This window comes from Alkalihalobacillus bogoriensis ATCC BAA-922 (genome assembly GCF_000621445.1).
In the GTDB taxonomy this organism is placed as follows: Bacteria; Bacillota; Bacilli; order Bacillales; family Bacillaceae_F; genus Bacillus_AO; species Bacillus_AO bogoriense.
The window spans coordinates 141,148-160,375 of the sequence record NZ_JHYI01000011.1 but is presented as its reverse complement, the minus strand read 5'-3'; the positions used below and the strand labels follow the sequence as shown (position 1 = coordinate 160,375).

Annotated in this window: 18 protein-coding genes; 9 read left to right on the top strand and 9 right to left on the bottom strand. The window is 36.2% G+C overall.

The genetic code is table 11. The features are described 5' to 3' along the window. Window positions 1–19: 19 nt before the first annotated feature. Together T323_RS0104740 and T323_RS0104735 are read right to left on the bottom strand one after the other, a co-directional pair. Complete coding sequence (locus T323_RS0104740; RefSeq protein ID WP_051556370.1) at window positions 20–1,003, bottom strand: BMP family lipoprotein; 984 nt, start codon at window positions 1,001–1,003, stop codon at window positions 20–22. A 241-nt stretch (window positions 1,004–1,244) separates the two neighbouring features. After that, a complete protein-coding gene (locus tag T323_RS0104735) occupies window positions 1,245–3,095 on the bottom strand; it encodes an LTA synthase family protein (RefSeq protein ID WP_026672238.1) in 1,851 nt (616 codons plus the stop codon). A 162-nt stretch (window positions 3,096–3,257) separates the two neighbouring features. Here T323_RS0104735 and brfA point away from each other — a divergent pair, with 162 nt between their 5' ends. The 3 genes from brfA (at window position 3,258) to T323_RS0104720 (ending at window position 4,934) form a co-directional block, all read left to right on the top strand. After that, on the top strand, window positions 3,258–3,479 hold the full coding sequence (brfA, locus tag T323_RS0104730) for a ribosome rescue factor BrfA (RefSeq protein ID WP_026672237.1): 222 nt from the start codon (window positions 3,258–3,260) through the stop codon (window positions 3,477–3,479). A 50-nt stretch (window positions 3,480–3,529) separates the two neighbouring features. Continuing rightward, entirely contained in the window at window positions 3,530–4,516 is a 987-nt protein-coding gene (locus T323_RS0104725) for a tetratricopeptide repeat protein (RefSeq protein WP_026672236.1), read from the top strand. Window positions 4,517–4,610: 94 nt separating this feature from the next. After that, window positions 4,611–4,934 (top strand): DUF4870 domain-containing protein, encoded by a 324-nt coding sequence (locus T323_RS0104720; protein WP_026672235.1) that lies wholly within the window; start codon window positions 4,611–4,613, stop codon window positions 4,932–4,934. A 181-nt stretch (window positions 4,935–5,115) separates the two neighbouring features. On the opposite strand, the gene T323_RS0104715 is transcribed toward T323_RS0104720, so the two are convergent. The 3 genes from T323_RS0104715 to T323_RS0104705 form a co-directional block, all read right to left on the bottom strand. Next, the gene (locus T323_RS0104715) at window positions 5,116–6,300 is read right to left on the bottom strand and encodes a CapA family protein (RefSeq protein WP_026672234.1); all 1,185 of its coding nucleotides are present in this window, start codon (window positions 6,298–6,300) and stop codon (window positions 5,116–5,118) included. 542 nt (window positions 6,301–6,842) lie between these two features. Continuing rightward, window positions 6,843–6,947, bottom strand: a complete 105-nt coding sequence (locus T323_RS29360) for a putative holin-like toxin (protein WP_245613684.1) — start codon at window positions 6,945–6,947, stop codon at window positions 6,843–6,845. A 90-nt stretch (window positions 6,948–7,037) separates the two neighbouring features. Continuing rightward, window positions 7,038–8,813, bottom strand: a complete 1,776-nt coding sequence (locus T323_RS0104705) for an SLC13 family permease (RefSeq protein ID WP_026672233.1) — start codon at window positions 8,811–8,813, stop codon at window positions 7,038–7,040. Between the two features lie 470 nt (window positions 8,814–9,283). Between T323_RS0104705 and T323_RS0104700 the strand changes: the two genes are divergently transcribed. Genes T323_RS0104700 through T323_RS0104690 form a run of 3 tightly spaced genes read left to right on the top strand, consistent with a single transcriptional unit; the run spans window position 9,284 to window position 11,142 of the window. Further along, the gene (locus T323_RS0104700; protein ID WP_026672232.1) at window positions 9,284–10,069 is read left to right on the top strand and encodes a hypothetical protein; all 786 of its coding nucleotides are present in this window, start codon (window positions 9,284–9,286) and stop codon (window positions 10,067–10,069) included. Window positions 10,070–10,072: 3 nt separating this feature from the next. Further along, complete coding sequence (locus T323_RS0104695; RefSeq protein ID WP_026672231.1) at window positions 10,073–10,453, top strand: GntR family transcriptional regulator; 381 nt, start codon at window positions 10,073–10,075, stop codon at window positions 10,451–10,453. Next, window positions 10,450–11,142 carry an ABC transporter ATP-binding protein gene (locus tag T323_RS0104690; RefSeq protein ID WP_026672230.1) on the top strand — a complete coding sequence of 231 codons (693 nt, stop codon included), beginning with the start codon at window positions 10,450–10,452 and terminating at the stop codon, window positions 11,140–11,142. The genes T323_RS0104695 and T323_RS0104690 overlap by 4 nt, the downstream gene beginning before the upstream one ends. A gap of 372 nt (window positions 11,143–11,514) precedes the next feature. On the opposite strand, the gene T323_RS0104685 is transcribed toward T323_RS0104690, so the two are convergent. The 4 genes from T323_RS0104685 to T323_RS0104670 form a co-directional block, all read right to left on the bottom strand. Beyond that, complete coding sequence (locus T323_RS0104685; RefSeq protein WP_026672229.1) at window positions 11,515–12,162, bottom strand: MtnX-like HAD-IB family phosphatase; 648 nt, start codon at window positions 12,160–12,162, stop codon at window positions 11,515–11,517. 19 nt (window positions 12,163–12,181) lie between these two features. Next, on the bottom strand, window positions 12,182–12,652 hold the full coding sequence (locus T323_RS0104680) for a DUF2628 domain-containing protein (protein ID WP_026672228.1): 471 nt from the start codon (window positions 12,650–12,652) through the stop codon (window positions 12,182–12,184). Between the two features lie 67 nt (window positions 12,653–12,719). After that, complete coding sequence (locus T323_RS0104675) at window positions 12,720–13,028, bottom strand: hypothetical protein (RefSeq protein WP_245613688.1); 309 nt, start codon at window positions 13,026–13,028, stop codon at window positions 12,720–12,722. 95 nt (window positions 13,029–13,123) lie between these two features. Next, a complete protein-coding gene (locus T323_RS0104670; RefSeq protein WP_026672226.1) occupies window positions 13,124–13,792 on the bottom strand; it encodes a hypothetical protein in 669 nt (222 codons plus the stop codon). A gap of 191 nt (window positions 13,793–13,983) precedes the next feature. Between T323_RS0104670 and T323_RS27795 the strand changes: the two genes are divergently transcribed. The 3 genes from T323_RS27795 (at window position 13,984) to T323_RS0104655 (ending at window position 19,218) form a co-directional block, all read left to right on the top strand. Then, on the top strand, window positions 13,984–16,320 hold the full coding sequence (locus T323_RS27795; protein WP_051556368.1) for a SpoIID/LytB domain-containing protein: 2,337 nt from the start codon (window positions 13,984–13,986) through the stop codon (window positions 16,318–16,320). Between the two features lie 165 nt (window positions 16,321–16,485). After that, window positions 16,486–17,616 (top strand): BMP family lipoprotein, encoded by a 1,131-nt coding sequence (locus T323_RS25990; RefSeq protein ID WP_084309106.1) that lies wholly within the window; start codon window positions 16,486–16,488, stop codon window positions 17,614–17,616. 72 nt (window positions 17,617–17,688) lie between these two features. Then, window positions 17,689–19,218 carry an ABC transporter ATP-binding protein gene (locus tag T323_RS0104655; RefSeq protein ID WP_026672225.1) on the top strand — a complete coding sequence of 510 codons (1,530 nt, stop codon included), beginning with the start codon at window positions 17,689–17,691 and terminating at the stop codon, window positions 19,216–19,218. Window positions 19,219–19,228: the final 10 nt, after the last annotated feature.

Below are 19,228 nucleotides of genomic sequence, written 5' to 3'. Positions count from 1 at the left end.
TATTTAGTCCTTTCTATTTTTACTTTTTTTCCTCAATCATGTTCATTCTTAATTGTTCTAGCTGTGCTTCTTCTTCTTTTGATAACGATGTGACGCGAATAGGCGCTAACCCTACTCCGTTTTCGGTTAATCCCATTTCAATATGCCGATCTGTTAGTTCTTTTTCTTCAACAAAAGAAGCAATCGTTAAATATATCGCCACATCAATGTTTTTTAGCATAGATGTAATAACAGCCTTTTCGCCAAGAAAATATTGGTCACTATCAACCCCAATTGCATATATTCCTTGTCGTTGAGCCTCTTCGATCATACCTACTCCTGTAAATCCAGCTGCAGCGTATAGTACATCAGCTTCTTGGTCAATCATGTCATTCGCGATTTCTTTTCCTAATTCATCATTTCCAAAATCGTTCGCATATTCAACTACTACCGTTGCCTCTGGATTGATTGCCTTTACTCCTTCTGTAAAACCGTGCTCAAACTTGTGAATGAGCGGCACATCCGCCCCTCCAATAAAACCTACTGTATTTGTCGATGTTTTCATACCGGCAACAATACCAGCTAAATAACTTCCTTCATCTTCTTTAAATGTCAAAGATGTAATATTTGGTAAATCAGATATATCATCAACTAATAAAAAGTTGACATCAGGAAATTCAGCTGCAATTGTTTCTATATCCTCTTTTACTAAAAACCCTAGTCCAATCACTAAATCGTTATCAGCTTGTGCGAGTTCGCGTAATCCAACAGCATAATCACCTGTTTCCTCAAGTTCGCGATAATCAAAAATAATACCAAGCTCATCTCTTGCTCGTTCTAAGCCAAAAAAAGCCGCATCACTAAATGATTGATCTCCAAGACCAACATCTGACAACATAATGCCAATTTTGATTTTATCGTCTATTGTTACACCACTTTGCTCGGCGTTTGTCGAACACCCGGCAAGAAGCACGATTAGCAACAAAGATAGATATTTCAATTTAAAAGTTTTGTTATTGTACATTTTAATTTTTAGCTCCTTTGAACTATTTTTTAAATATATTCTATCACTCTACCTGTTTACCATAAAAAAATCTAGTACTAAAGGAATAGTTCTTATTTTTTGAACATTTTAATTTTTACCAATGAATTGTTTCCCACTGTTGGTAGTTTTTCCATTGCGCTCTTTGCTTGAAATCCAGTAGCCTTAGCATATAAACATAAAAAAGGTCATATGAAATCATTGATTTCATATGACCTTTTCCTTAGTCAATAAAACGAAGTAAATCTCCATATAAAAGTTTATCAGAATAGTAGAGATCATTTTCTGCTCTAGAAAAATAAGGCTCACATTTCTCTATGTCCGTTATTTCTCTTGTTTGTTTACTGTAACATTCTCCTTTAGTAAAGACAACGTCATCCGTTATAAATCCACCGTCACGTCGGACGACGATTGACTCTCGATTAGGAGAAAATAAATCAGATCCAAACTGAATTTCTTGTCTCGTATGAACACCTAATAAATGTAGAATCGTTGGTTTTAAATCGATTTGTCCTGATACCGTATGTTTGATTTCATTGTTTTTATGTCCCGGAATATGGATATACAATGGAACCTTTTGTAATTCAACCGTATCAAACGGAGTTATTTCATCTTTTTCTAAATACATACTCATCGCACGATTATGATTTTCAGAAATACCGTAGTGGTCTCCGTAAAGAATGAAAATCGAATTTTCATACAACCCTTCTTCTTTCAGGCGAGTAAAAAAGTATTCAACGGCAGCGTCCATATATCGTACCGTTGGAAAATAACGATTTAATGTACCACTATTGGAATCAAACTCGTCAATAAATTTATCTTCCTCCCCTAATTCAAAAGGAAAGTGGTTGGTCAGTGTAATTAATTTTGTATAATATGGCTCTGGCTGTGTTTTTAACAATTCTATCGACTGCTCAAAAAAATCAAAGTCCTTTAAACCCCAACCAATCGAATTCTCTTCATGAACATCATAATACATTAAATCATAAAAATGCTCATAGCCTAATGCCTCATACATGACATCGCGATTCCAAAAACTTTTGTTATTAGCATGCATAACAGATGTGTAATACCCATTTTCATCGAGGATTTCTGGTAACCCTCTAAACTCATTTCCCGAGTGAGTGAAGAAGACGGCTCCACTATCTCGACCAAACATCGAGTTGGATACGAGAAACTCTGAATCTGATGTTTTCCCTTGTGCGGTTTGATGATAAAAATTATCAAAGTAATAACTATCATTAATGAGCTCATTTAAGAAAGGAGTAATTTCCTCTCCATATAAGTCATTGTTTATGACAAAGCTTTGCAATGATTCAAGTGAAATGACAATGACATTTTTCCCTTCCGCAATCGAAAACAACTCTTCATCCGGCTTTTTATAATTAAGTCTCGTATAATTTTTTATCGTTGTGATTTCTGTACTATCGGCAAATACACGTTGAGCTTTTGATTTCGATTGAATGTACGCATCATACACATGATAATTAAACATACCAATATTTTTGACTAATAACTCACGGTCAAACGACCTTGTTAATAATTGCGGCCGTTCCGCTTGAGCGATTGTTAAATTCACAAAAAATAGTGCAATCGCTAAAGCTAATATCGTACTTCGTTCAAATCTCAAATAAGGCTGAACTTTAAATGTACGTTTTGTGACTAAAAATACTAGTACAAAAATATCAACAAATAACAGAATATCGTACATATGCATTAACTCGGTAATACTACTTGATAAATCTTTAGCATTGCTCGTTTGAAAAAGGACGGGCAATGTTAAAAAATCTGCAAAAAACCTGGAATATAGTAAGTTAAAATACAAAATCAATGTCCCAAAAAGACTGAAAAGGACAACAAACACATCTCTCCATTTTGCATTCATAAACAAACTTATTCCTAATAAAATGATCACTGAACTTAGTGGATTAATAAACAAAATTAATTCTTGTAGCGCTGATGTCGTTTCAATGCTGAACCCAATCTTATATAATATGTACGATTTAATCCACAAGAAAACAACAGCTAACCAAAAAAACTTAAGTCTTGACCATGAACCCCTTATTCTATCCATGTTTTCCCCTTCTTTACCTTTTTTCTATATTCAATATATGGTAATATACATATATTAAACTTTTATTTTTCTTTGTCAACTATAAAAAATGATATTTTTTCCAATTATTCGAGTTTATTCTTGGACATTCGTGTATTATAAAATGTAAAGGAAGTGAAGTCAATGGGTAAATCGAAAGCAAAACGTCTTCGCGACAAACAAACTCGCGAAGGAAAAAGAAATCCCGAGAGTAATCGAAGTCCATTTTCGTTCTATGATTTACGAACAAGACGGACAAAAACAAAAAAAGACTATATGTATCGTAAGAAAAAGGAAAACCACTATTCAGATGATATAAGTGGTTTTTTTTGTGCCATAAAGACTATGGAAATATTAGTAAACTGATGCTATATTAATATTTTAGTTACGTCAAAGAAAAAAAGGTGGAAACGACATTGAAAATAAAAACAGCTTGCTTACTTCCCCTCCTTATTGGTGTTCTCTGTTTATTAACTGGCTGTAGCCCAATCATTCAAGTGCTTCACGAAATGTTACAAACCGATAAACTTCAAGAGCTGTATGCAGATGAGAATTATGAAGAAGCCTTGGTATACATAAACGAAGAAATTTCTAAGAATCCTAATCAATCTTGGGCATATAGTGATAAAGGGTTTATTTTAATTGAAATGCAACAATATGAGGAAGCTCTTCCTGTCATTGATAAAGCTATCGAGCTAGACCCCAATAATGAAATTGCACTTGCGAATAAAAGCTTTGCACTCAATTATTTAACTCAGTATGAAGATGCCTTAGAATATAGTCAAAAGGCGTTAGAGCTCAATTCAAATGACCCACAAAACTTTATTAATCAGGGTGATGCTTTTCTTGGCTTAGGAGAGTGCGAGAAAGCATTAGAATCATACGAAGAAGCCATTGCGATTAGTGACCAATATCCATTTGCTTTCTATGGACGGGGAGCATCGCATTATTGTTTAGGACAGTATTACAGTGCTTCAAAAGATTTCGAGTATTTTATTGAAGTCGAACACCCAAACAGTGGTATGGCGTATTGGTATTTAGGTGATAGCTATTATTTCCAAGACCGCTATGACGAAGCTCTCAACTATTATTACGAATCAATTGAGATTGAGCCAGAAGACGAATGGGTTTATTATGATATTGCACATACAGAAATGATGATTGGTAACATCAATCAAGCGATTGATATATATGAAAAAATGAAAGAGATGTTTCCTCAAAGTGAAGCTGAAATTTATTATCGAATGAGTCTCACTTATGCAACCGCCTTTGATCATCATAAAGCAATACAATTTTTGTCAAAAGCAATAGACATCGACTCGTCATATAAAGATTTTGCGAGAAATGACCCCGTATTTTTTGATATGGAAAATATCGAGGAATTTCAAAATCTGATTCAGTAATGAATTTCTGCTAGTCATATTTTGCAGTTTCATGTAAAATGAGGCTATTAGTGAACATGAAATGTTTACACATTATTAAAAGGAGGTGTTTTTGATGCCACAAAAAGAAGAAAGAATGTTTTCTATGTTAATTTACTTACTTAGTTTTTTTACAGCCATTATTGGACCACTCATTATTTGGTTATTAAAGAAAGATGAGTCAGAACTTATTGACCATCACGGCAAGGAATATATTAATTTCTTTATCTCTTACGCCATTTATGGACTTGTCGCTAGTATTTCAATGATTATTTTAATTGGCTTTATTTTAGCACCTGCAGTCGGAATTGCTTACTTCGTCTTTACGATTATTGCTGCAATTAAAGCGTACGAAGGTAGCTTCTATCAAATTCCATTGATTATTCGCTTTTTGAAATAATAAGAAAAACGCGGGAGCGTCTTTTCGTTTCAAGCGAAGTGCAAAGCCCTGCCCGCTTTTGAAAGTGAAACCCAAGTGTTCTTCTTGAATAAGCTTTCAAATCTTCAGTGCTATACAAAAATTTCATATTTTCTTATATGTAAAAAAAGAAACGAGAAGGGTTCTATCCCCTCTCGTTTTTTTAATCAAAATGAAATTGGAGCTCTGGCATCCATTGTTTCATGTGCTCTTTCGTTTTTTCATAATGTCCTGCTGCCTCATATAACAACGAATCTTGGACTTCTTCTAATGGATAAATGCGATAGTTTCGCCAGTTTTGTTTTGACGCATACGTAGGAATAAATCTAGGGTCTTTCAATTCAATTGTTCTTTCTTCTCCAAGCACCGTTTTTACCACTTCAAGTCTAGCGATACCTCCGATTTCTCTTTCGACTCCTTCTTGACCAGCTAAAAAATTACCGAGCGAATAAACAACATAGGCTTTTTCCCCATCTTCTGTTTCGATCCACTCCATCGGTTGAAGAACGTGAGGGTGATGGCCAAAGATAATCGAAGCCCCCGCATTAGCTGCTTCCGTTGCGATAGTCTTTTGCATGTCATTTGGATATGGCTGATACTCATCTCCAAAGTGTAAACTCAAAACGACAACATCACTTTGTTCTTTTGCTTCTTTAATCTCTTCAATCATCGTTTCTATTTCTATGACATTTACTAAATACTCTTTTCCATCAGGAATGGGGATACCGTTTGTCCCATATGTGTAGGCTAAAAAAGAAAAGGTAATATCGTTTGCTTCTATTGTTCGAATTTCTTCCTTATCTTCAAATGACTCATAAGCGCCTGTATACGTCATTCCAATTGAATTCCAATGATTTATGGCATTAATAATCGCTTTTTCTCCTCGATCAAGTGTATGATTATTCGCTAACGACACAATATCTACACCTGCATCATATAAGGCATCGCCTACTTCAAACGGACTATTAAAACTAGGATAACCCGAAAACCCTATCTCTGGTCCACCTATCATTGTTTCTTGATTAGCAAATGTAATATCTGCATGTTGCAACATATCTTTTACAGGTTCAAACATCGGTGTGAAATCATATGTTTCTCCATCAAATGCATCTTTAAAAAGCGTGCTATGAATTAAAATATCACCAACTGCCGCAATTGTTGCTGTCGTAACAATTTCTTTCTCTGGCTCAGGTTCTGGTATCTTTGGGTCTAATTCACTTTCTTCTTGGTGGTCGGTTGAAATCCCTTTAACTACAGGTTCTTCTGATTGAAAGGTTTGGTTTGAACAGCCCAATATAAAAAAAATGATAGAAATACTCCATACTAATTGAATCATTTGTTTTTTCATAGACTTCCCTACTATTCTAGTAAATTTATGACATCATTTTACATCATTTGCTATATTGAGAGAAGTCTTTTTTATATCTTGACGAAAAATGTTACTTTAGTTGTTTTTGTTGTATGAAATCATACTCATTTTTGCGGTCAGAGAAGCCGTTATTTGTGAACATAATACGGGTTTCCGTTTTTTAGCGGCCACAGGAGCCCTTATTAACGCAAAAGCTACTCTATTCCTAGCGATATAGTATGATTAACTGCTCCTGTGTCCACCAACATTCCAAAATGCTAGCCATGTTCACAGATAACAGTTCTCATGGCCACTTAATTGCCTAATTCCTAATAAAGAAAAACGGGAGAGCATCTTTTCATTTCCAGCGAAGTGCGGAGCCTTCGCTCTTCTATAATGCGCTTTCAAAACTTCACTGCTAGTCCAAAACTTTCTTATCTTTTAAAAAAGAGGAATAATGCGCCCACATTATTCCTCTCAATAGAATTGTTTTGTTCTCAGAGCTTTTACACTATAACCCGCCATCCCTACTAACTGGTCGGTTATTTTTTGTGTGTAAAAGAAAGCAATGCAATGACTAAAGTAGCAAATGCAACCATTAGCATTAAGGCTTCAAACACGGTCAACATTGCATCACCTCCCTTCAAACCGAGCTTACTCCACTCTTTTTTAGGAAGTTCAATTCTATTGTTTTTTCATTATATCACAAATAACGAACATATGTTTGCTTTTTTATATTATAACCAAACGAAATAGGAAATTAGAACAGTAACAACCATATATAATATATTTAACGGAATCCCCACTTTTAAATAGTCATTAAATCGATAGCCTCCAGGACCATATACAATTAAATTCGTTTGATAACCGATAGGGGTAGCAAAACTAGCAGAAGCTGCTATTGTAATCGGAATAAGTAGAGATAAAGGATCAATGCCCATTTGCGAAGCCGTTGCAAAAGCAATCGGAAACATGAGAACGACAGCCGCATTATTCGTAATGATTTCTGTAAATATCGTTGTAATTAAATACATTACTGCTATGACACCAATGATCCCGAGCCCTTTTGTTATTAAAATTAAATTTTCTGCTAACAAAGCTGCTGCTCCAGTTTGTTCTAGCGCAACACCAATACCGATTGCACTAGCAATTAGTAATAATACATTAAAATGAACATATTTTTTAACAGACTCAAACGACACTGTTTTCGTTAAAAAGAGGACCAACACTGCTAATGTTGCTGCTTTTAGCATCGATAACAGTTCAAATGTCGCTAACAACACCATCACAATAAGCGTCACAATGGCAATCATTGATTTTTTCGGATCAATCACTGCTTGCTCTTTAACAGAGTTCATCAAGTAAAAGGCTTTTGAATTTGACCACCGACTTACGAAATCTTGACTTGCAAGAACGAGCAACGTATCTCCTGGTTGCAACACAATATCTCCAACTTTGCTGTTAATCCGTTCATCATTTCGATGAACAGCAATGACTCCACCACCAAATTTTTCTCTAAATTTTGTTTCTTTAATCGAGCGATTCGTTAAAGAAGACTGATGTGAGACAACAACTTCAAATAAACTTTGTGTTCCGTTTTGCAAATCATCAAGTCTTATTTGTGAGCTTGTTTGTACACGAAGACCTTTTATGTTTTGAAGTTCAACTATCGTTGAAATTAATCCTGTAAATAAAAGTCGGTCTCCTTCGCGAATTTTATGTTGAGATGTTATTGGGGCAATTCGGTCGCCCTCTTTTCGAATAATTTCAATTAAGTATAAGCCTGATAAATTGCGTAAACCCGCTTGTTCTATTGTTTTTCCTATCATCGGAGCATCAGTTTCAACAACGAGCTCAGACAAGTATTCTTTTGTATTTTCTTGAAAGGTTTCTTCTGATGTTTTTCGGTTTGGGAGTAATCGAAAGCCAATTGTACTCATATACAATGTTCCGACCATTGCAGCCGGAATTCCCACAATCGCAAGGGTAAACATCGAATAGCCTGACATGCCACTTTCAATCATTAGTCCATGTGCTAAAAGGTTAGTTGATGTCCCAATTAATGTTACTGTACCTCCAAATATCGTGGCATAAGATAACGGTATTAAAAATTTTGATGGCGCGATATTATGTTCTTGGCACCACTTGCGAACCACTGGAGTAAACATGACGACAATGGGCGTATTATTTAGAAACGCTGACAATCCTGAAACTGGGATCATCATTCGTAACAATGCTGTTTTTGGTTTTTTTCCTTTTCCCAATGTTCTTAAAACTACTTGTGTTAAAATCCCACTTTGTTGAACGGCCCCAGCTACAATAAATAATAAGGCAACCGTTATCATCCCTTCATTCGAAAATCCTTTTAACGCATCAGCAGGTGACAATACACCAAGGAGTAATAAAACGGCTAACGCACAAAAAACAATAAAGTCCGGTCTTGTGACTTCTTTAATTAAGCAAATAATCATGACGACAACAACAAACAACACAATACCAATCTCAATTGTCATACTACTCCCCAACTTCCTTAATCCATAGTAAACTAATGTGAATTCTTAGTTTTAATCAGTATAAGAAATCCACCATCATTTGTCTATTCTTTTTTTCAAGATTTTTCATTTATTTTCTGTTGTCGATTTCCAGTGAAAAAACTCATACTTTGCGCTTACCCGGAAAATATTTTTCATTTCATTATTAAAATAACAAACTTATAGTCTCCATTGTATGAAATGAAAAAAAGTCGGGACTCCACTTATGCCCAACTCATAAAGAAAGATCATTATAATATTTCATTTTATGCTACATTTTCTTTCAGCACTGAGTTCCTTTTTATAAAAGCGGGAAGTAATTACCACTTCATTATCAGCCAATAAAAAAATGGTGTGTAAATTTTTACAAATCACCGTTGACACATCAATTGTATGAGTGTACTATTCAATTAATACACTAATACTACAATACAATTTAGGAGGGAATTACAATGTATGCATGGTTACACTTAGCAAAAAAAGAATGGAGACTTGGTTTACCCGCGTTTATTATGCCGATTCTTGTTTTTATTATCATTTCTAGCATTGCTGTATTTATTGGCAGTCGTTATGGTTTTGGGATTGAAACATTAATCGGCCTTAGCCTTTTAGCAACCGGTACTCAAGTTTTCTATTTAGCGTATTATTTATTTTATAGTTTATTAACCGAACGAAAGAAGCTTCATTTATGGTTGCACAATCCAATGTCAGGAGTATCGTTAGTATTAGCTAAAATTAGTGCAGGATTAGTTTCTCATCTCCCAACATTACTACTAACGACAACGGTTCTTTTAGTCAGTCTTCATTTTTCACAGCTTGATTCTCTACTTACCATGTCAACGATTTATTCAGTCATTAGTTTTATCATCCTACACATCTTTTTGCTTTCCATTCAAGTAGGTGTGTGTTTACTTTTGTTTTTCGTCATTTATCTCGTCCTATCAAAATATTTTCATTCGTTTATTAGTTTTTTACTGACCCTCATACTTGTAGCGGTTTCAGCCGGATTATATGGTTGGTTTACGGTAACTATTTACGATTCAATAACATCTTGGGGGGAAATACCTCTTCCACTTTTAACTGACATTTCAATATTAGCTACACCAGAAGGAAGTTCAGTTCATGTCGGCGCAGAAGATACATCTATATTTATAGGAACGTATTTTTTTGAAACTATATTTACTCTCGCTATCTTTTTTGGAGCGTGCTGGATGCTAGACCATAAAGTAGAGGTGTAGACAATGACAGATACTTTTCACTCATCAATGCCCATTTATAGCCAACTAGCCGACCGAATTAACCGGAAAATTATTCGTGGGGAATTAAAGCCTGGTGACAAGCTTCCTTCTGTAAGAGAGATGGGGACTCAATCAAATGTAAATCCAAACACAGTTCAACGAACATATCGGGAGTTAGAGGGGATGAAAATTGTGGAAACAAAGCGTGGCCAAGGAACATTTGTGACAGAAAACAAAGCGATTTTAGCGGAAATAAGAGAAGAGTTAAAAAAAGCGGAAATTTCATCATTTGTCAAAGGAATGCATGAAATGGGGTATTCAAATGAAGAAATACAAGATGGTCTTCACACTTTTTTACGAAAGGAAGAAGGTGGAACACAATGATAACAATTTCAAATGTAACGAAACGATATATGACGAAAACAGCTCTTTCCAATATAAATTTACACTTATCAAAAGGGAAAATTATCGGTTTAATTGGGGAAAACGGCAGTGGTAAGTCCACCACATTAAAACTCATTTCCGGCTTAGTGAAGCCAACAAGTGGAACTGTCGTCGTTAATGAATCAAATGTCGACCGCAAAATTTCTTCTCAAGTTGCGTACTTATCTGAACTTGATGAGTATTATAGTTTTTATACCGTTGGCCAAACAATCGAATTTTATGCAAGCCAGTTTTCGGATTTCAACACAAAAAAAGCCGAAGAAATCCTCTCCTTTATGAAGTTAGATAAACAAGCAAAGTTAAAACACTTATCAAAAGGAAACCGTGGAAGATTAAAAATTGTCTTAACCCTAGCACGAGAAGTCCCTGTTATCTTACTAGATGAGCCTTTATCAGGACTCGATCCGATGGTACGAGATTCCATCGTCAAAGGTTTAATTTCTTATATCAATTTAGAAGAACAAACGGTTATCATTACAACACACGAGATTAAAGAAGTAGAATTACTATTAGATGAAGTTATCGCGATTAAAAATGGTGCTGTCATTGGTCAATGTAATGTTGAACAGTTACGATTCCAAGAGCATTTAAGTATAATAGAATGGTTAACGAAAATATATGAAAAGTAAAAATGAATAACATATCTCATTTTCGCGGTCAGAGCAGCCGTTATTTGTGAACATCATACGGGTTTCGGTTTTTTAGCGGCCACAGGAGCGCTTATTCACGCAAAAGCAACGCTATTCGTAACGATATATTATGATTAACTGCTCCTGTGTCCTCCAACGTTCCAAAACGCTAGCAATGTTCACAGATAACGGTTTTCGTGGCCGCTTCCTTACCATAAACAACAAATTTGCTTGTCTCATAGTACCCCAAACCCCTCATTCATTCTAAAAATATAGTAGATTTATGTTATACACAGGTCGAATATTTTATCGTTTCCTAAACAACGAAAAAAAGCTGTTGATTTATCTCCACAGCTTTTTTTCTATACCTGTTTAGAGCAGATTATGTAAACGGAGATATTCTCGGACCTCATTAAAATCATTGACAGGTACAAACGGAACCTCTTTTTCTTTTAATATCGATATAAGAGCCGCTTTAGCAAATGTCACATCAGCATTAACAGCTGGATGGGAGTCTGGCTCACTGTCTCCAAAAAAATAAATCGTTTCATATTCATTTTTCATTTGTTGGATAACTTTTGCTTTATCAATCCCATATCTCTTTGAATATGTAGGGTCATTCTCATTTAATGTGAGATGGATATTTTTTTCGTGAAAATAACCTTTATTTGAAATAACATCGACATTTTCTATCCCGTAGTGTGAAAGAATATGCTTAATATAATAATCTGTTCCTGCACTTAATATATAAAAATCGCCACCACTTCGCTGAACATCTCGGATAAATCGAGGCACAGCTTCATCAATTTGTAAGCTAACAATATCTTCAATTATTGTTGCTTCTTCTTGATGAATGGATGAAAAGACCGTTTGTAGAAATTCAATATCAAGCAACTCTTCTGCTTTCCACTTTTTAAAAAGGTCATGACCTTCTTCAAAGTATTTTTTTATAACAAGCCAATAAAAATCCTCTTTTGATATTGTACCGTCAAAATCAGATACGAAAGCCCATTTTTTCATTGTGTCCCTCCTCGTTTTTTTACACGGTAATATTCCAATATAGTACAATAACAAAAATCATATATAAAACTACTAGACCAAGCGCTAAAAACACGCCTGCAGTAGAAGTTCCCCCTGCTTTTATTACTGTTGCTTCACGGCTTTGTTCAGGGATAGATTGACTATGTTCAACGGTCTGTTCTACTTTTTTCTTATAAAGTGAGTTCCCTTTGATTCCAAAAAACAAAGCGACCATCCCTCCGATTAAATTGTCAATAACGGGTGGGTAATATGGCCAAACGATTCTCATGATGATATCAAATGAAACAAAAAAAGCAAAAAGGAGAAACATCACTTTATACATTTTCCGGTATCCAAGCCAACATACCGATAAGAAAAAAGCAGCCCAGTTCCACGATAGGTCCTTTTGCCATTTCGTTGCATACCACTCATATTTTTCCCCCACAAAGCTTTCCTTTAACTTCTCATTACTGTTTTCAATTTTAGTCATTTTTTCCATTACTCCTTTAACGAATTCTACTTTTATAGTAAGCATTTAATCCGAAAAGAGCAATTTATTATTTTTTAAACTCCACTTGATAAGAATTGTCTCCCGCATGGACTGACACGAGTGTATCTGCATAGCCAACTAACCGATTTACAATTTCATCCGTAATGGCATAAACGAAAGAATACATGTTTTCTTTCCATAAGTTCTGATCATCAATGATAACAGTCGTATTGATAAAGATATCTCTATTTCCTTGCAACTCATAATGAATGATGACTTTTATTGCAGCTCCTCCGTGTTTCGGTTCTTGATAGGAAGGCAAAAATACATACCATTCTTCAGCTGTTGCTGAACGAAAATTTTTCGTGAATTTCATTTTTTCGATTTTAGCATTTTCATGATTTTGACTTAAATCATAAATATTCACTTTTCCAACCCCTAAGTCCGACTTTTTTGAAACAAAAATGACCACTATTCGTGGTCAAATCCGTCCATTTCATCCATATGGCCTTCGATTAATTCTATAATCGTCCCTGCTTCTTCTTTACTAAAAACAAAGTCAGATTCATCCTCAATGACGGTGTCATCCTCTGTCACAATTCGATTTACTCGACGAAGGACACCATCACCAGTTTCTTGGACAATTCCGAATCGATAAGCGACCTCTACTTCGTCTAAATAAGAATAAGCAAGAACTTCAGGTGTTGTCCAATCAACATCAATGATGACTTCTTCAAACACCCCTTCTTCCAACTCTTCACTATCGACATATACGCCTTCTTCTTCATATTCATCACTTTCAACTATTTCTTCGTCCACTAATTCATAAGCATCGATTGCATCATGGAATGTTTCATGAACAACTTCGATAATATCATCTATATCATCAAGAATGATTCGTGCAGTATGTTCTGTTTCTAAATCATATTCAACGATATAAAATTCTTCGTTATGAGGGTCAAATAATAATGAACAAAAATAATCACGTTCACCATCATCAAGTTCAATATAACACTCAATTTTCGGATGCTTTGAGGCACGGTCAATTTGTATTTGCCCTACTTCATCATATTGTTCGCAAATCGATTCCATACTATCTTGCAATTCAGAACATACACGATCAAACCATTCTAAAGACATATCATATCCCTACTTTCTTTAATTAGTCATCTATAGAATACGTCCGTTTCCCTTAAATTACCCATTCCATAAAAAGGAAAAATCCCCTTAATGCACACCTCCTCTCATATTCCAGTAAACCCCTAGTATCAATTGTTTCCTTTATCAATTATGATTAAAATAAAAATTTACTAGTTTGAGAGGGATAATCGATGAAAAATAACATCATTTTTTTCGCAGTCCTACTATTATTTTGTTGCTCTATTCCTTTGCCTTCTGCGCACGCTTCTGTTGAACAACCTTTGATGAGGGTTAAACTCGTAAACTATGTAAAAAATACAACTCAATTAACGGTCGCGTTTAACGGAAACTATACGTTAAACGAAACATTTTTCATTCCCTCGGGAAAGACGTATCAAATGCGAATTGTTAACAATGAACTCGGTTTATTTGATGGGACACATCAAGTCTTCCGAGGAGAAAGAATTTCATTTGTTCCAGCCCAATATAATGAAGCTCATCTCATCCGAATTAACAATCGACCATACCTAGGAACAATAGAATTTCAAATTGAAAATGCATTTATTCGCCCAATGAACACGATTCCACTCGAAGACTATGTAAAAGGTGTTGTCCCAGCAGAAATGCCTGCTTCTTGGCATCTAGAAGCATTAAAAGCACAAGCGGTTGCGGCGAGAACATATGCCCGCAAACACCAACGGTCAATTATTGATGATACGATTTCATTTCAAGTGTATGGCGGGTATGCGTGGCACCCAAATAGTACAAAAGCAGTTGTTGATACAACGGGACAAACACTTACGTTTAACAATGCTCTTATAGATGCTGTTTATTCTTCTAGTAATGGTGGGATGACAGAGTCAAACGCCAATGTTTGGAACGGGACAAGCTTACCTTATTTTCCGATACAACAAGATTCCTTTGATTCCATTGACCCGTGGAACTTTACATTGGCCAAAACACAAATTGATATTTCCAACTTAGATGTTATGAAACCTGAACTGTGGTGGGATTCTACAAGAGAAGTCGATACAACGATTCCTGCAAATATTAAAACATGGCTTCTGACCAATGGCTATTCAAATCAAGATATAAAGCTTGTTTCAATCCCTTTCCTCCACTTAACAAATCCTGGGACTGGAGGACGTGTTCGAAACGGAGCTATAAAAGTCGATTTCTTCCTAAGAGACCGAGGAACTAGAGAATTTTCAAAAAATTCGGACGGAACAATGAAACTCCATACTGTCCATTTCACAAATACGTCTGCGCAACGAATTCGAGCTATGATAGGCATTAATCACATTCGAAGCTATCTTATTGATGAAGTTACAGACCAAAACAATCGCATCACTGTTCGTGGGAGAGGATGGGGACATGGTGTTGGCTTAAGTCAATACGGCGCAAAAAACCGTGCAGATGCGGGACATTCGTACGTTCAAATTTTAGGGTTTTATTATCCACATACAGTTCTGACACCAAAACTTCAATATAACCAACCTGTAATGGGTAATCATCCACCTGTACAATCAATAGAGGAAACAGTAACTGTTCCAGAAGTACTCCCTCTTGAAATCACGAATGTTCAAGTGGATTTCAATCCAAATACAGAGCAAATGATTATTCGGTATCGTTTAAACCAAGATGCACAAATGACGATATCTATTCAAGACTCTACGAAAAGAACAATTGCTACCCTTATTCGAGATATGACGAGATCTGCGGGTGATCGAGCTCAATATTGGACTGTAACAAACATTCCAAATGGGAATTATACCTTTACGATTGAAGCAAAAGCGGGCTCACAGAACAGAATAGCAACAATAGAACAAGCACTACAAAGAACAACAACTCCACCAGAACAAGAACCAACACCTGTAGTCACAGTACCAACAAATCCAATCATTGCCCCTGTCCCTGTACAACCTGTTGCTTCGCCTCCGAAACAAGAACAAGCAGTGGCAATTGTTGGAACACAAATTACAGGGAAAATTAATGTAGCAGTGGCGAATATTCGAAAAAACGCATCAACATCATCCTCTATCATTGGGAAAGCGAGAAGGAATGATACAGTACAAATTACCGGACGACAAGGTGAGTTTTACCGAATTCGGGCTGGAAAGATAAGAGGGTTCATTCATACGAGTCTCATTACTATTAACGAAACGATTTCATCAAAAGATAGAAAAACAACACTTATTGTTAATGGTAAAGTTGCGACATTAAGCCGTGAGCCAATCAGAAGAAACAAGACGATTTATGTCCCAATAAAGCAGGCATCTGAACAAATAGGTTATAAATATAGTTGGAACAAATCAACAAATCGATTGACGATTACAAATCGAACCGACACTGTTTCTATGAGAGTAAATCAAAAACAAGCGACGGTAAACCAACGTAATCGGACATTGACAAACCAGCCTGAAATCCTAGATTCAAATGTTTTTGTATCTTTACGGACATTGCGTGAAACGACAATGGCTGGGACACATTGGGATTCAAAAGCAAATGTGATTTGGATAACGAAGTGACTTTTTTGACCGACGAGCTATTCCACAAAAAGTGGGATAGCTTATTTTGTTTTTTCAATTCATTTCCTTTGTTTTACACATTTTATCTTCTTGTGTATGATTTTTGATTTTTACTCAAATATTAAACGTATTCATGAAAATTAAAATTAACAAGGGGGTTTCATTATGAAAATGAACAATTTTTTACTTTGCCTCTTCCTTATTATTGCTTTTGTAATAACAGGATGTGGAACAGGTGGAGGCGGTGGTACACAGCCAGAACCAACAGCACCAGAAGATACTGAAGAGGAACAGCAACAAGAAGAAGCGACTGGAGATGCAGAAGATTTTACAGTCGCTATGGTTACTGATGTTGGTGGAATTGATGACAAATCGTTTAATCAATCGGCTTGGGAAGGAATGACTCGTTTTGGTGAAGAGTTTGGGTTAGAAGAAGGAACAGATTATAAATATTTGCAATCTTCCTCTGAAGCAGACTATGCACCAAATTTAAATTCACTCGTTCGTGAAGATTATGATCTTGTATGGGCCATTGGTTTCTTAATGGGAAATGATGTGAAAACAGTTGCACAACAACGCCCTGAAGCACAGCTAGCAATCGTTGATATGGTTGTTGAAGGCGATGATGGAGAACTTCTAGATAATGTCGCTAACATCACATTTAAAGAACATGAAGGTTCATTTCTTGTTGGGGTTATCGCAGGTCTTACAACAGAAACAAACCAAGTTGGATTTCTTGGTGGTGTAGAAGGTGCATTAATTAAAAAGTTTGAAAATGGCTTTAAAGCCGGAGTGAAGACAGCAAACCCTGATGCCGATGTGATCGTACAATATGCGGAGTCTTTTAACGACGAATCTACTGGCCAGCAAATCGCGAATGCCATGTACACTCAAGGTGCAGATATTATATATCATGCATCTGGCGGAACAGGGAAAGGGCTATTTACAGAAGCAAAGAACAGAAAAAGAAACAATGAAAATGTTTGGGCTATCGGTGTTGACCGTGACCAACATGAAGAAGGACTTCCTGAAAATGTCACACTGACATCAATGATTAAACGTGTAGACAATGCTCTTTATTCTGTAAACCAACAAACTATGGAAGGAAATTACCCAGGTGGTGAAATTCTTGAGTTTGGGTTAGAAGATGATGCAGTTGGAATTGCCGAAAACACTGAGAATGTTAGTGATGAAGCTCAAGAACGGGTTAACGAATATATCGAACAAATTCAAGCCGGTGACATTGAAGTTCCTCAAACCGATGAAGAATACGCAGAATTTATTGAAAATCTATAAAGGTCACTGTCACCATCGTGGTGACAGTCCCCTTTTTTATCGTTCGTGTTTTCCAATAGGAGGTGAATTGGCGTGGACTATGTCATTGAGATGCGCCACATTCGAAAAGAATTCCCTGGTATCGTCGCAAATGATAACATTACCCTGCAACTGAAAAAAGGTGAAATCCATGCCTTACTTGGAGAAAATGGAGCTGGTAAATCAACTTTAATGAATGTCTTATTCGGTCTATATCAGCCTGAAAAAGGTGAAATTTTTGTCAAGGGAAAAAAAGTGAACATAACCGACCCAAATATCGCAAACCAATTAGGAATCGGAATGGTCCATCAACATTTTATGTTAATCGATAAATTCACTGTTGCTGAAAATATCATTCTTGGGAAAGAGCCAACAACCTATGGAAAAATTAATATAAAAGAAGCTGCCAACGAAGTCGAACGAATTTCTAAACAATATGGTCTTGCTGTTAATCCATATGAAAAAGTGGAGCGTATATCTGTTGGGATGCAGCAGCGGGTTGAAATATTAAAAACACTATATCGCGGCGCTGATATTTTAATTTTTGATGAACCAACCGCTGTGTTAACTCCTCAAGAAATTAAAGAACTTATGCAAATTATGAAAAAGCTCGTAGCAGAAGGAAAATCAATTATTTTAATCACACATAAATTAAAAGAAATCATGGAAGTTTGTCACCGATGTACAGTCATTCGTCGTGGAAAAGGAATCGGAACCGTTGATGTTGCATCATCATCACCACATGAGCTTGCTGCAATGATGGTTGGACGCGAAGTGAACTTCACTGTAGAAAAAGAACAAGCGAAACCAACACATCCTGTCCTTTCGATTAAGAATCTTGTTGTTAAGGACTCTCGTGGGGTCCCCGCGCTTAAACAGCTTGAGCTAGAAGTAAAAGCAGGTGAAATTGTTGGCATTGCCGGTGTCGAAGGAAACGGGCAAACTGAACTAATTGAAGCGATAACAGGGCTAGCTACAAAAGAAAGTGGAGAAATAAAATTAAACGATAAAGAGATTTCTACTTTTACTCCTCGACAAGTAACTCGGACTGGGGTTGGTCATATCCCGCAAGACCGCCATAAACATGGTCTTGTCCTTAACTTTACGATTGGTGAGAACATGGTGTTACAAACTTATGATCAACCGCCTTTCTCTAAATCAGGTGTGCTTAATTATCGGGCCATTTATGAGAAAGCGAGAAAGCTGATTGACGATTATGATGTTCGTACCCCTAGTGAGTATACATTAGCGCGCGCACTATCAGGTGGAAACCAACAAAAAGCAATCATTGCAAGGGAAGTCGATCGCTCGCCAGACTTATTAATCGCAGCTCAACCTACACGGGGTTTGGACGTAGGTGCTATTGAAGCGATCCATCGTCGTTTAATAAAAGAACGAGACAGTGGAAAAGCCGTCTTACTAATCTCTCTCGAACTGGATGAAGTGTTGCATGTTAGTGACAGAATTGCGGTTATTTACGAAGGTCAAATTGTCGCGATCGTTGATGCAAAAGATACGAACGAAAATGAACTCGGTCTGTTAATGGCTGGAGGTTCAACGGAAAAGGTTGGTGATAACAAGTGAAGCCATCATT